The organism is Anisomitus miae (SeqCode) (assembly GCF_054906395.1).
Window position 1 is genome coordinate 67,058 of record NZ_JBRACL010000007.1, and the last position, 12,694, is coordinate 79,751.

The window sequence follows — 12,694 nt, forward strand, 5'->3', positions numbered from 1 at the left end:
ATTATAGCACTGCAAAGTATAAATTTTGGGAATAATTTAAATTTCTAGTCCTTTCTCCATGGTAATCTCAAGCAGAAAACTCTCTCTCGATCAAAAATGTTAAAAACAATATCATACCCATAATTTTCCTCGTAAATTTTTATAAATGCTTTATCGGTTATAGTGGACAAAGTATCTATATAATCGCCATTGCTGTATGCCTTAATTTCTTGTGCTGAAGGTCTGCCTATTCCAGTGGAAGAATAGACAATATTCATTTTAACAAAACCCGTAACAAACACAAAAACAAATAGTATCACACCAAACATATCTTTAAATTTATAGTTTTTTAAAAACACAAATCGCACCACCCAAATACAAATATATTTAGATAGTGCCATTTCAAATTTGTTTTTATACCATATTTTACAATGTTTATTGATCTTGTACAAAGTATTCTCCTATAACTGTGGATAGTAACTTTGCAGAATTTATAGCTTCTTCAACTGTATTAAGTTGAGCACCTATCTCTATTAATGCAAGTTTTGAAGATTTAGTTTGATTAAAAGCATTGCTTCCTCGTTCATAATAAAAAACGCTCCTAGCGAATCCTGGATATAAATCATTGGCTAAATTAGTCAAATCTTCAGCAAGCTCATCATTTTCCAGATAATTTGGATTATTCTTGGCAACAACGAACATTACTTTCGCAGTATCTTTTCCATCTATTTTCTCTGTAACCAAACTCTTACTATCTAAAGAATCTCTATGTAAATCCAGTATTAAATCAAAATCATCTATTTCTGTTAAATATCTATCCAAAGTTTCACCAGATCGTTTATAACTCTCAACGTACGTCGTATTATGTATAGTTTTATCATGTACAACCTCTATGTTATAATTCCTCTCAAGTTCTTTCTTCAAAACATCACCAATACCGACTATGTTATATTGCTCATAAAATGAATCATTATTGGCAGGTTTAAATGCTTCAGTGGTATGGGTATGGTATATTAAAATTTTAATTTTTCTGTCCCTGCATATGGAAGTAGTCATGCCTTCTTTAAAATCGTCATAATTTGCATACATATTTGAAGACAGCTCATTTTCATCAATATTTGTTGACTGCATAATTTTAACTTCTTTTTGTATTATTGATATCGGGTTAGAAATATTTATACCAAGGATATCCTTCAAATCTTTCCAAAAAATATTTTTTGAATTTTCAAAGTAATCATCATCAAAATCAAGTACATAATTCTGTCTTAGTATAGATATATAAGCATAATTCGAGTTTCCAGAAATGTTAAAGTAAATTATGTAAATTTTCAAAATCGTGTATAAAAAAATGAAAGCAACTATAGAAACAATACTAACGAATTTAAAATCACCAAAACTTATTTTATTTTTTTTCATAAGTTGCATTAAAATTAACCCCCTCATAAAGATTATATGAAGAGGTTTTTTTTTTATTATTATTTTCAATTTACAAACTTATTTAAATTTTCTAGATCCATGTTAGGGTGAAGAGCAATATTAATTCCCATAGCAATCATCTTTGACATAGATTCTATAATGGTATCAACATCTTTTGGTGTAACCACCATTTCACCTATGGAAAGTGATAAATTTCTTTTGACTATTTCTGTCTTTTCTCCCTCAGTGAAAAAAATTTTTTCTTTACTCATTTCATTTTCAATTTTTTCAAACATAGTTTTAAGTATTGAATCTATATTTTCGTTAACGATTGTGAGAGCATCTACTACAGTTGGAACACCTATACCTATAACAGGTACTCCTAAAGTTTCTTCGTTCAAAGGTATTCTATGATTGTTAACACCAGCTCCTGGATTTATTCCTGTACTACCGACTTGTATCGTTGTGTTAAGTCTTGATATCTTTCCCGCAGCTAGTGAATCTATACAAATTACATAACTAGGTTTTATTTTGTCAATCAACGACTTTACAATTTCACTAGTTTCGATACCTGTTGTTCCCAAAACACCTGGAGATAAAGCACAAACTGAAGATATGTTTTTAAGTAAATGTTTAGAAACGCAATTTCTAAGATGCCTTGTCACAAATAATTTTGATACAACCTTAGGTCCTAGAGAATCAGCTATTATGTTCCAATTCCCAAGTCCTACAACAAATGCAGATTTCGTGGAATCCATATTTACAAATTCCTTTAAAACATTTCCAAACATTAAACTTACCTTGTCCATCATATCGATATCATAATGCAACATTTTAGGCAATTCAAGTGTAGAGTAATATCCGATTTTCTTACCTAATAGTTTCTCTCCACGCTTATTTTTAATTTTTATCTTAGATATTTTTATATTAGATTCCTCAATTTGCTTGAAATCTATATCAGGATTATTTTCAAAAATTTTATTCAAATCATTTTTATCATCCCTATCCAAATCAAATTTATAATCCATAATTTATCTCCTTAATTTTTAGTCACTCCCAAAATTGACCGTATTATTTTATGTAATTTTTTTAAAATTATTTAATAATAACTTGAATTTATTATCAGTTAATGATACAATAGAAGCATTGTTTTCGTTTGAGTTTAAAGGATGGTGAGAGACATGGCAAATACAAAATCAGCTAAGAAAAGAATAAAGGTTACTAAGGCTAAGACTTTGAGAAATCAAATGATAAAATCTTCTTTAAAGACTGTGATAAAGAAATTTGAGGGTTTTGTGGAAAATAAAGATTTTGATTCTGCAAGAAGTGAATTATCTAAAGTAACTAAGGCATTAGATATGGCTACCTCTAAAGGTGTTTTGCATAGAAATAAAGCTGCGAGAAAGAAATCAAGATTGACGTTAAGATTAAATAAGGCTCAAGCTTAAAAGGTCTAATACCATCTAAAATGGTATTAGACCTTGAAGTTTTCAGAACATATCATTAGAATAAAATTTTCAATTTCATTAACCACATCGACATTGTTTAGAGTTCTAGTTCTATACTCTATGTCCAAGAATTTTCCTATTATATTATTTAACTCAAAGACAGAATACCTGTTAGATAGCTTCATAAAATTATCGAGTACATATCTATTCATTCCAGTTTTGCTTAATATACCATCACGTTTTAATCCAGATAACACGAGAACTTTTACATCTAAAAATTTAAGAAATTGGTTCGACAGCATTGAAAATATGTAGCTTGTTTCCTTACCACTATTTACTAATTCTTTAAATAGTCTTAGAGATGACTTTAAATTTTTATTTAATACACTATTTATAAACGTAAAAATATTATATTCAAAACTCCTTGATACAACTCCCTCAATATCTTCCTTGGTTGTTTCTCTCCCGTTCAAAAAAGCTTTTAACTTTAAAATCTCACTTTCTATGTGAAAAAAATCATTTAGTACTCTACTACAAAAAAATCTAATTAAACTAGGTTTAATTAAAATATCATTTGATTTGAAAATCAACTCCACTTCCTTGTAAAATTCGGTATCTTTAAGTTCTGAAATTTTACAAGTCTGTCCAAGATTAGAAAAACTACCAAGTGAATCTTTATTCTTCTCATGATCTTGAAAGTTGTAATACGCAATCAATATGCAATAATCAGGAATACTCTTAATATATTTTTTCAATTTATTAACTAAATCTTTTTTATCATATTCACGCTTTAAAAACAAAGCATTTTCTAAGACTATTATCTTTTTATCTTGCATCATCGGCATTGTATCACAAATCTCAAAAAATTTATCCATATCAAAGTTATTATCAAATCTTAAACTTACAAAGTTAAATTGTTTCAACTCTTGCAAGATAATTTTAGATTCTAACTTTCTTATAAAATTTAAAACTAGTTTTGTATCATAACTGTATATAAAATAACAATTTTTTATATTATCTACTTCCTTCATAAGTAAACTGTAGTTTAACATAATCCCCCTAAAAAATTACATAAAATTTTGTTGGATACACAGTACTGTAATATCTTTCTTTATCCTTTCTAATATCTGTATTTATACTTATATTATCAATATTTAAAAACACTTTCTCATTATCAAATTTTATATGTACATTGTGTTTAAAAAACAAAAAATCCTGCCCATTACTTCCTTGAAAAACTTTATCTATACCAAGTTTATCTTCAAGCACACTTACGTTACTCATTCTGCTATCGATATACATATAGCTTTTAAATCTATTTCTGATTATCACATAATTCTTATCGAAATATTTATCGAACTCAATCTTGAAATTAACAGAATTTATATACAAAAACAATATACAATAAAATACCAAAGATATATTTCGAATTCTGCTTGAATGTGTATATCTACTCAAAAAATAAAGAACATACAAACAAAGTATAAAAATTACTACACTTTCATCAATATAAACTCCTTGTGGAACTATATTCTCAATCAATATAATTCCCCCATCAATTATATCAAATATTACATTTATAAAACATCCAATCAAATCTCTAATGCCTGGTATTATATTTAAAAAACACAAACATAATTCCAAAAATTATTAGAAAACTGTAAAACGGAATCAATAACATATTTGAGAACAAAAATCTGATTCCAAATTTCCTTTCACTCAAAAGCATTATAGGTAAAACAAATATTTGAGCACTAATTATCAAAGATAGAGAATCAGAAAATATTTTTGGAAATTTATATAAATAATCATTTATCCTACTGTTAAACATCAATATGCCTAGTGTGGAAGCAAATGAATATATAAAGCCCATATTAAAAATTCCATAAGGCCTCAATAATAATATTAAAACTCCTGAAAAGAATAGAGCATTTATACCATCATAAGTTCTATAAAGTCTTGGAGCAATCTGTTTTAGTACCATCATAGTAAACGCTCTGATTCCCGAAACCTTCGCACCCGTAAAAATCAGATATATGAAACCTATAAAAATTGATGGTAAAAGATTCAAAGCTTTTGAAATCATTCCAAATATGATATTCATGTGAAATCCAGAAACACTTTATATATGAGATAACCCCATAGATTTTATACTATTCTTGTACTGCTTGTCTATTTCGCTAGTATCACCAAACGTCAACCCTAACAAAATATTTCCCCTATCTTCACCAAAATAATCAACAAAAAAACTTCTAATGATGGAACGCATATTGTAAAACTTATATAAAAAATCAGATCGAAAGTTATTCAAAGTATAATCTTTAATTTCGCCGACAACTCCTATATCATAATAACTCTGCTTTACAATTCTACCGCTAATGTTTAAAAGCATACCCTCATTTATGTTTTCTAAATCTTCGTAATCTTTGATAATATATTTTTTGAAATCGTAGGATGTAGATTTCAATATTAAATCATTTGAAATTTTTGAAACTACTCTGAAGTCCTGTAATTTTATACTTTTGTCTTTTACACTATAATAATTCGTTATACTAAGAAATCCAATCAAACTGAATATGACCAAAATCATTTTTTGCATGCCGAAGATTCCATCTCTTAAAATTAAAATAAGTAAGAAAATTAACGCAATAATGAATATAACTATTTTATTTTGCAAAAAAGAAATTCCCAATAATATTGAAAGTAGGATTGATAAAAAATAATAAATACAAATTCTCATAATAAGCTTTACCTTTAACTAAAAATTATTAAAGTGATTTCAGTTTTCATCAATTTTATTCATTTATCTAAACAAAAAAATAAAACCTCTAAAACATTTAATAGAGGTCTTTTATTTCACAAATCTTATTTGAGCGACTTGGTCTTTGAAGTAAATATAAATGACAATATGAATGATATAAAAATAGAAAATGCTATACCTGCAGATACTCCCATAAGTCCTCCGGATATAATACCCAAAAATCCCATCTCATCCACTTTCTCTATAACTGATTTTCCTAAACTATATCCAAAACCTAAGATAGGTATACACGCTCCTCCACTCGCATGTTTGACCAGGAAATCATATCCAGGAAACAAGGCTAATATATTACCAATAGAAACTAACGAAACCAATATATATGCTGGTAATATTTTGAATTTATCCATAAAAATTTGACCAATTACACATATAGTTCCACCCAATAGAAAACTCCAAACATAATTCATAACAATTGCCTCCTAGAATTAAATTCAATCGATACAGCATGTGCTATTCCCGGTATACTCTCGCCTTGAAAACTAGTTGTAGGGCTCATTAATGCCCCAGTTGAAACTATCAAGATTCTACTTATTTTCCCTTCCATCAATCTTTTGTAAAAGTATCCTGTAAAAACAGCTGCAGAACATCCGCATCCACTTCCTCCAGAAAGAGTGTCCTGTCTCGCATTGTCATATATACTTTCTCCACAGTCTACATATATTTTTGAAATATCGTATCCTAAACTTTTAAGCATAGTTTCAGTTACTTGTCTACCAAATTTACCAAGGTCACCAGTCGCTATACAATCATAATAATTTGGATTTCTGCCAGTGTCCTTGAAATGATTGTATATAGTATCGACTGCTGATGGTGCCATTGCAGCTCCCATATTATTCACATCTTTTATTCCATAATCTTTAACCTTTCCAGTAGTTATGTATGTTACCTCTGGATAATCTCCCTCTCTACCTAATAAAACAGATCCTGCTCCCGTTACAGTCCACTGGCATGTTGGAGCTCTTTGGCTTCCATATTCCAAAGGAAATCTAAATTGTCTTTCTGCAGAGCTAAAATGTGATGATGCCCCAGTTACAACATAATTTGCAAATCCACCATCAACAAACATTGATCCAAGACTAAGAGAAAGAGAGAATGTAGAACATGCACCATACAATCCAATGAAAGGAATCTTTATATCTCTTGCTGCAAAATTTGATGATGTTATTTGATTTTGTAAATCTCCACACAATAGATAATCGATTTGTGCCTCCGTTAAATTTCCCTTTTTTATGCTCTCTGTTATAGATGTATAAAGTATGCTGGACTCCGCTTTTTCAAAAGTGTCCTTTCCATTTTTATCATCCTTTAACTTTATGTCAAAATATTGACCAAGTGGTCCTTCGGCTTCCTTAGGACCAACAACACTTGTTGCGGAAATTAATTTCGGAGTATTTTCAAGCTTTACTGTTTGCCTTCCTATTCTTTTACCCCAATTCATAAACCATAACCACCTAACCTATAATTTTACCGTATAAAAAGTGTATAATCCCAACTAAAATTGATGAAGTTATGCCAAATACTATCACTGGACCAGCTATAGTAAACATTTTTACGCAAGTCCCAAAAACTACACCTTCTTTTTTGAATTCTATAGCAGGAGAACTTACCGCATTAGAAAATCCAGTTATAGGAATAATGCTACCAGCTCCACCAACATTTCCAATTTTATCGTAAACTCCTATTCCAGTTAAAATTGCTCCAATAAATATCATTGTTATAGATCCCAAAGTTCTAACTTGGATTTCATCAAATCCAAATTTCTCATAAAATCTAAACAAAAACTCTCCTAATAAACAAAAGAATCCTCCTACAATGAATGCCATCATAATCCTTCTGGTATAATTCGTTTTAGGTTCTAGCTCCTTCGTATAAAGGTCAAAAAATCTTTTCAACTTATCTTCATTAAAACTCAAAATATACCTCCTACAAATTTAATAAAATCGTATTTTAAGTTATTATGAAGTATATTTAAGTAATTTATACTTTTCTTTATTAAAAACAGAGGTACTCGATTTATATTTTAATAATTTTTTATAAATTTTAATTTTTATTGAATTATATTGAAAATTATAGTATCATGTATACAATTAGTTAATTTTCTAATTGTGAGGTGTTTCATGTCAACAGACTTATATTTAACAAATGATGAAAAAGAAAATCACATAAATAAAGATTGTTCTCACGACGAAATTGAATACTTGAATAGAAGACTTGTCTATTTGGAAAAAGTTATAAAATCTAAATACTCAGATATTTTGTACTTGACTTCTGAAATTTCTAATCTCAAAAATATAAATTTGAAGTATGACTTGATTGATATTTTGATAAAACACGGTTCCAATCTTTCTAGATATAAATCAGAATTAGTTGATGTTAAAGACATGATGGATTTTCATGGTAGAAACGCTAATAAGCCTCGTGATACTGTACAGGATGATAGTGTAATTGTTGATAATGACATTAAAAATAAAAAGCCTCATAATTTTGACCTCAATAAAGAAAATGAAAATGATGCAGATTCATCTGCTGCACACAGTGCAACCACAGATACGGATAATGATGCTGATGATACAAATAACGTTTCTGTCGATAATACAAAAGACGATGCGAAGTCACAATTGGACTCTGATGTTAAATTAAAAAATGTTAGAATTGTAACTGAACTAAATTCGGAACCTAAAAATAAGGCTGAGCTAGCTAGAGAAAGAATTATCACAAATTTGGATAGGTTGATATCATACAAGGAAAATACTTTTAACGATTTGATAGAAATGGTAGATTTCCATATCAATTTTAGCTCTCAGAAAATAGACCTTAGTAGATTTATTGAAAGCCTGGAAAATCAAATCGTTGAACTTAACGAATACAAAAATAATATTTTGAAAAATCATTCTCTAAGTAAATCCATAGAAATTGGATCAGGTGGTAAAATAACATTTTCTAGAATGTTTATTGAAAAGGAGCGTCTGATCGATAAAAATAAAGAGGAATATATTAAGGTTTTATCAGAAATGCACGATCTATATTCTTCGTTTGTGGACAACTATTTGAAAAATATCAATTTTATGAAGCCTCATTTAGCACCTGAGAAAATAAATTCCATGCAGAGCAACTGTGGTAAGGTTATTTACGATCTTAAATTAATCAGAAATTTGTATTCTTCATTAGATAAATTAAAAGGTGTATAGATAGTTATTCAGTCTATACACCTTTAGATTTTCGATTGTGTTCACTACTTATTATGATTAAATTAATCCTTGTACTTAATCCTCTTGTTTTTTCGATATCGCTCTTGATATGTTTGCTTGCTTGGTTTTGTTATATTGATAGTTTTAGTGTTTTGATGTGTTTTAGATGCTTGTTCAATTTTATTTTTTATGCGTGCTCGCGATTGTTACATGTATTTTTGTATTTTATATTCGCTTGTCCATAAAACCGCCTCCATCTATCCTCTCTATCGCTTCCTCCGCATTCCCTACTCCTATCACATCTATCCCTCCTAGCCCTAACTCCCTGCTCCTCATGTTCCCCACACTCAATCCTATCATTTGCTCCCTATTCGCTCCTACTTGTAATCTTATTCCTTCTTCTTCCTTAACTACTTCATTGCTGAGGGTAAATGTCACTCCCTTGCTTGCTTCCAAATTATCTTTATTTATATTTAACTCTAATTCAATCCCTGCTATTTTAAATGTCTCCTGAGTATCATTAGTAGCAGTCTCAAAAGTAAAACTATCCATCAAATACTTCTTTCCACCGTTAAATTCTGAATTGTCAAATAACTCTACTGTTACATTTGGTTTGGCCGTTGTATTATCAGTTGTTACTTTGATCTCAAATGTTCCTTCCCCTAACTTCCTTATCTCATCTGGGTCTACATCCTTGAATATCTTTCCCAACTTAGTAGCATCTATTCCCCCATTAACATTAGCTGTGATAGTCCCTTTCTTAGCCTCCAACTCCTTCCCTGATATATTCCCATTTAACACCTTGTTAATTGGAAGTTTGATGCTTGTCCTTCCACGTATCTCACACAAATCTTCCATGAGCTTAATGCTTATCCATCCGTGTATCATCTATACCGTATATCACCCATTACACCTCCTACCATCCCATCACACCTTCTGCAAAAAACAAAAACAAAAAGCTGCTAAGTCTTTCCTCAGCAACTTTTACTAATTCAGATACTTTGATGATTTAGAGAAATTTTGGTATTAAAATATCAAACAATTTTAATTTGGTTGCTTAGCGAGGACGAGTTCCTTTACTAATTCGACGTAGCTTTTGAGTCTATCTTTTATTCTTTCGTTAAAGATGCTTTCTATAAATATCATATTATCCATTTTAGAATGTATAATTCTTCCCAACGAAACTGTTTGTGAGCGTCCGTCGTTATCGCCTGCTTCCCAATTCGTTGACTCGAAATACAAAAATGGTATTTTGATTTCAGAAAAAGGATAATAATCGCTTTTTGTATTTGTAAAACTTCTATCCTGTTGTTCATTATAGTTGAGATTTATATCTATATTTAAATTTTGTGCCAACTCGACCAAAGAGTTTAACAACTCTTGACTATAATCACTAAGTTCCTCATCTTTGTAAGCATTATAAACATACATTTTATCACCAGAAATCAGAGTGTCTAGATTTATCATGTATTTAATTTTGGATTTTTCTTTTCTGCTAAGCGATTCTACATAATTATATGAACCGTGAAGTCCTCTTCCGAGCAAATTTATTTCTTCTGCTCCAAAAAACACAAATTTTATATTATAAGGGGTTTCTACATCCTTGAGCAAATGGCACAATTCGAGGAGAACTGATATGCCCGAACCATTATCATCAAATGAGTTTCCTTCTATCCTTCCATCATAATGAGCACCTATTATGATTGTCTTAGAAGAATCTTCTCCTTTCTTAAGGACCTCGATGTTAGACGTGCTATATTCTCTAACATCAAATTTTAGATTTTTGACCTTGTAACCCATATCCTCAAGAGTAGAAATTATATAATCTCTCGAATTTTTTTCGCTTTGAGTAACCAGAACTCTATTTCCTATTAAGGAAAATTTAACTAAATGCTTATATGCTATATCTCCATATGCATTTTCCATTTCCATGGCACTAACATGTGTACCTACTAAAAACATCAATAGAATTAATGTTAAAGCAATTTTCTTGAACATATAAATTTATCACTTCCAAATCTATTATTCTTTCTTAACGTTTCTCATATTTCCTATTTATCTTTTTATTTTCTCAAAATTATTTCATCATAATAAAAGGTTTTAAATATATTTGCTGTATTTATTCCGGCTATTCTACCGTTGTAAGCATCAAATTGATTATTTTGAAAAAGAGCTATGACAGGTAAATCTTCCTTTATTATCTCGTAAGCTTTATCGTATAGAGATTTCGACCGTTCCGCATTTCGCTCAACGAAAATATCCTGAAGGATTTCATCCAAATTTGGATTTGAATAAAAGTAATAATTGTCAACTCCATTAGTCAAAAAACTCTTGAACCAATTGCTTTGGAAATTAAAATCTGGACTCACCAAAAAAAGATCAAATATATTATCTGGAGAATCAGATTGCTTAAATGACTCTTTCAGCGTAATAAAATCTGTATTTTCAGAAACAACAGATATTCCTATACTTTCGAGCTCATCTTTTACTTTGGAGAATATTTTTGAGACAACTGGATCGTTACTATCGACTAGAAATTTAAATTCTAATTTTTGTCCATTCTTCTCCCGTATGCCCGAAGCTCCTTTTTTCCATCCAGCATATTCAAGCAATTTAATAGAATTATTTTTATCTGACTTTTGCGTTTTCTTATCTATGTTGTAGGATAAATTATAAAAGTCTTTATCCAATGGGGAATCTAATATATTCAAATCATTTCCTGAAACATTTTTGAATAATTGAGTTTTATCTATGCAAGAATCGATTGCTTTACGCACGTTTAAATCTTTTAATATTGGGTTATTATGATTTATTCCTATTGAGAAATACTCATAATTGGGAAACATATATCCGCTTAAGAAATTTATCTTCGAAATATCAGAGATGCTTTTTGTATCCCAAAATATATTTTTCACTATGTCGACATAACCAGAAGCAAGTTCAGTAAAGAATTCATTTGTATCAACGACTTTAAAATTCAATACATTAATGGAGGATTTTCCCTTAAAATAGAAAGGATTATTTTCAAGTATTACATATTCATCTTTTTCATATCCAAGAAATTTAAAAACGCCATTACCGAAAGGCTTTATATCTCCACCTTCTAATTTATCTGCTCCACCTTGATAATAGAATTGACCATAATACGAAAAAGATAGAGGATAGATGTTTAATAAATCTAAAGTATACCTGCTTGGTGTTTCCACGGTTATTCTAAAATTGTAGTCATCTATTATTTCAATGCCTTCCACAGAATTTGAAATCCCGTCCCTATAGTTTGACCAATTTTTTATATTTAAAAACTCTCTATTGAAATATCCTGTATAAAATTTATCCATTAGGAATTTATATGTAAATTCAATATCCTTCGTGGTCAACTTCGTTCCGTCTTGCCAAAAAAGATCTTCTCTCAAAGAAAACAAATACGTTGTTCCATCTTCCGAGACTGCGGGCAACTGTTTTAAGATATTGGGGTAAAACTGACCGTCATATCCCAATTTCATAAGAGGCTCCCACATACCATTGATTATGTAAAAGTCGTATTTTGATTTTGCAAAATACGGATTAAACGCTCCATTACTAAAAGATCTGATGCCAACATTCAAAGTATCGTATTTGATTAACGCATTATTGGAAGAAGAGTTAACATTACTTGCCCCTATATACAATGTGTCTCCGTCAAATTTCCCCATACCTTTATAGAGGTTTACATCCTTTCTATTATTAGTATTTTGCTCAGGCTGACCGCAAGACGCAAAAACAAAAAAGCAAAAAATGAAACAACCAATTAGCGAAATAGATTTTTTCAAATTGAACATTATGTATCCTCCATAATTTATAGT

At 29.8% G+C, this 12,694-nt stretch carries 14 protein-coding genes and 1 pseudogene; 2 read left to right on the top strand and 13 right to left on the bottom strand.

The window, feature by feature from the left end; translation table 11 throughout:
• Positions 1-44 precede the first annotated feature (44 nt).
• The 3 genes from AALI31_RS05010 to gpr form a co-directional block, all read right to left on the bottom strand.
• Positions 45-338, bottom strand: coding sequence for a hypothetical protein (locus AALI31_RS05010; protein WP_489885440.1), 294 nt, complete (start codon positions 336-338; stop codon positions 45-47).
• A 76-nt stretch (positions 339-414) separates the two neighbouring features.
• Positions 415-1,395: a stage II sporulation protein P gene (locus AALI31_RS05015; protein WP_489885441.1), complete on the bottom strand. Its 981-nt coding sequence runs from the start codon at positions 1,393-1,395 to the stop codon at positions 415-417.
• A 65-nt stretch (positions 1,396-1,460) separates the two neighbouring features.
• Positions 1,461-2,423: a GPR endopeptidase gene (gene gpr, locus AALI31_RS05020; RefSeq protein WP_489885442.1), complete on the bottom strand. Its 963-nt coding sequence runs from the start codon at positions 2,421-2,423 to the stop codon at positions 1,461-1,463.
• Between the two features lie 153 nt (positions 2,424-2,576).
• Between gpr and rpsT the strand changes: the two genes are divergently transcribed.
• Entirely contained in the window at positions 2,577-2,843 is a 267-nt protein-coding gene (gene rpsT, locus AALI31_RS05025; RefSeq protein WP_489885443.1) for a 30S ribosomal protein S20, read from the top strand.
• 26 nt (positions 2,844-2,869) lie between these two features.
• Here rpsT and holA read toward each other — a convergent pair whose 3' ends face one another.
• The 7 genes and pseudogenes from holA to spoVAC all read right to left on the bottom strand — a co-directional run bounded on the left by holA (position 2,870) and on the right by spoVAC (position 7,577).
• Positions 2,870-3,874, bottom strand: coding sequence for a DNA polymerase III subunit delta (gene holA, locus AALI31_RS05030; protein WP_489885444.1), 1,005 nt, complete (start codon positions 3,872-3,874; stop codon positions 2,870-2,872).
• Positions 3,875-3,902: 28 nt separating this feature from the next.
• On the bottom strand, positions 3,903-4,475 hold the full coding sequence (locus AALI31_RS05035; protein ID WP_489885445.1) for a hypothetical protein: 573 nt from the start codon (positions 4,473-4,475) through the stop codon (positions 3,903-3,905).
• A pseudogene (locus tag AALI31_RS05040) lies at positions 4,444-4,950 on the bottom strand (ComEC/Rec2 family competence protein); the annotation flags it as partial. The pseudogene AALI31_RS05040 and the gene AALI31_RS05035, both read right to left, overlap by 32 nt.
• A gap of 15 nt (positions 4,951-4,965) precedes the next feature.
• On the bottom strand, positions 4,966-5,520 hold the full coding sequence (locus AALI31_RS05045; RefSeq protein WP_489885446.1) for a hypothetical protein: 555 nt from the start codon (positions 5,518-5,520) through the stop codon (positions 4,966-4,968).
• A 188-nt stretch (positions 5,521-5,708) separates the two neighbouring features.
• On the bottom strand, positions 5,709-6,071 hold the full coding sequence (locus AALI31_RS05050; protein WP_489885447.1) for a SpoVA/SpoVAEb family sporulation membrane protein: 363 nt from the start codon (positions 6,069-6,071) through the stop codon (positions 5,709-5,711).
• Positions 6,068-7,102 (bottom strand): stage V sporulation protein AD, encoded by a 1,035-nt coding sequence (gene spoVAD, locus AALI31_RS05055; protein ID WP_489885448.1) that lies wholly within the window; start codon positions 7,100-7,102, stop codon positions 6,068-6,070. The genes AALI31_RS05050 and spoVAD overlap by 4 nt, the downstream gene beginning before the upstream one ends.
• Before the next feature lie 13 nt (positions 7,103-7,115).
• Positions 7,116-7,577, bottom strand: a complete 462-nt coding sequence (gene spoVAC / locus AALI31_RS05060; protein ID WP_489885449.1) for a stage V sporulation protein AC — start codon at positions 7,575-7,577, stop codon at positions 7,116-7,118.
• Positions 7,578-7,781: 204 nt separating this feature from the next.
• On the opposite strand from spoVAC, the gene AALI31_RS05065 reads away from it, so the two are divergent.
• Positions 7,782-8,852, top strand: coding sequence for a hypothetical protein (locus tag AALI31_RS05065; RefSeq protein ID WP_489885450.1), 1,071 nt, complete (start codon positions 7,782-7,784; stop codon positions 8,850-8,852).
• Positions 8,853-9,077: 225 nt separating this feature from the next.
• On the opposite strand, the gene AALI31_RS05070 is transcribed toward AALI31_RS05065, so the two are convergent.
• From AALI31_RS05070 to AALI31_RS05080, 3 genes are all read right to left on the bottom strand, one after another.
• On the bottom strand, positions 9,078-9,740 hold the full coding sequence (locus AALI31_RS05070) for a hypothetical protein (RefSeq protein WP_489885451.1): 663 nt from the start codon (positions 9,738-9,740) through the stop codon (positions 9,078-9,080).
• Positions 9,741-9,896: 156 nt separating this feature from the next.
• Positions 9,897-10,850 carry a M28 family metallopeptidase gene (locus AALI31_RS05075; protein ID WP_489885452.1) on the bottom strand — a complete coding sequence of 318 codons (954 nt, stop codon included), beginning with the start codon at positions 10,848-10,850 and terminating at the stop codon, positions 9,897-9,899.
• Positions 10,851-10,915: 65 nt separating this feature from the next.
• Complete coding sequence (locus AALI31_RS05080) at positions 10,916-12,670, bottom strand: ABC transporter substrate-binding protein (protein ID WP_489885453.1); 1,755 nt, start codon at positions 12,668-12,670, stop codon at positions 10,916-10,918.
• Positions 12,671-12,694 lie beyond the last annotated feature (24 nt).

Coding starts and splice junctions, on each gene's coding strand:
- AALI31_RS05015 (WP_489885441.1), bottom strand. CDS start 1,395: ATGAAAAAAAATAAAATAAGTTTTGGTGATTTTAAATTCGTTAGTATT.
- gpr (WP_489885442.1), bottom strand. CDS start 2,423: ATGGATTATAAATTTGATTTGGATAGGGATGATAAAAATGATTTGAAT.
- rpsT (WP_489885443.1), top strand. CDS start 2,577: ATGGCAAATACAAAATCAGCTAAGAAAAGAATAAAGGTTACTAAGGCT.
- holA (WP_489885444.1), bottom strand. CDS start 3,874: ATGAAGGAAGTAGATAATATAAAAAATTGTTATTTTATATACAGTTAT.
- AALI31_RS05050 (WP_489885447.1), bottom strand. CDS start 6,071: ATGAATTATGTTTGGAGTTTTCTATTGGGTGGAACTATATGTGTAATT.
- spoVAD (WP_489885448.1), bottom strand. CDS start 7,102: ATGAATTGGGGTAAAAGAATAGGAAGGCAAACAGTAAAGCTTGAAAAT.
- AALI31_RS05065 (WP_489885450.1), top strand. CDS start 7,782: ATGTCAACAGACTTATATTTAACAAATGATGAAAAAGAAAATCACATA.
- AALI31_RS05070 (WP_489885451.1), bottom strand. CDS start 9,740: ATGATACACGGATGGATAAGCATTAAGCTCATGGAAGATTTGTGTGAG.
- AALI31_RS05075 (WP_489885452.1), bottom strand. CDS start 10,850: ATGTTCAAGAAAATTGCTTTAACATTAATTCTATTGATGTTTTTAGTA.
- AALI31_RS05080 (WP_489885453.1), bottom strand. CDS start 12,670: ATGTTCAATTTGAAAAAATCTATTTCGCTAATTGGTTGTTTCATTTTT.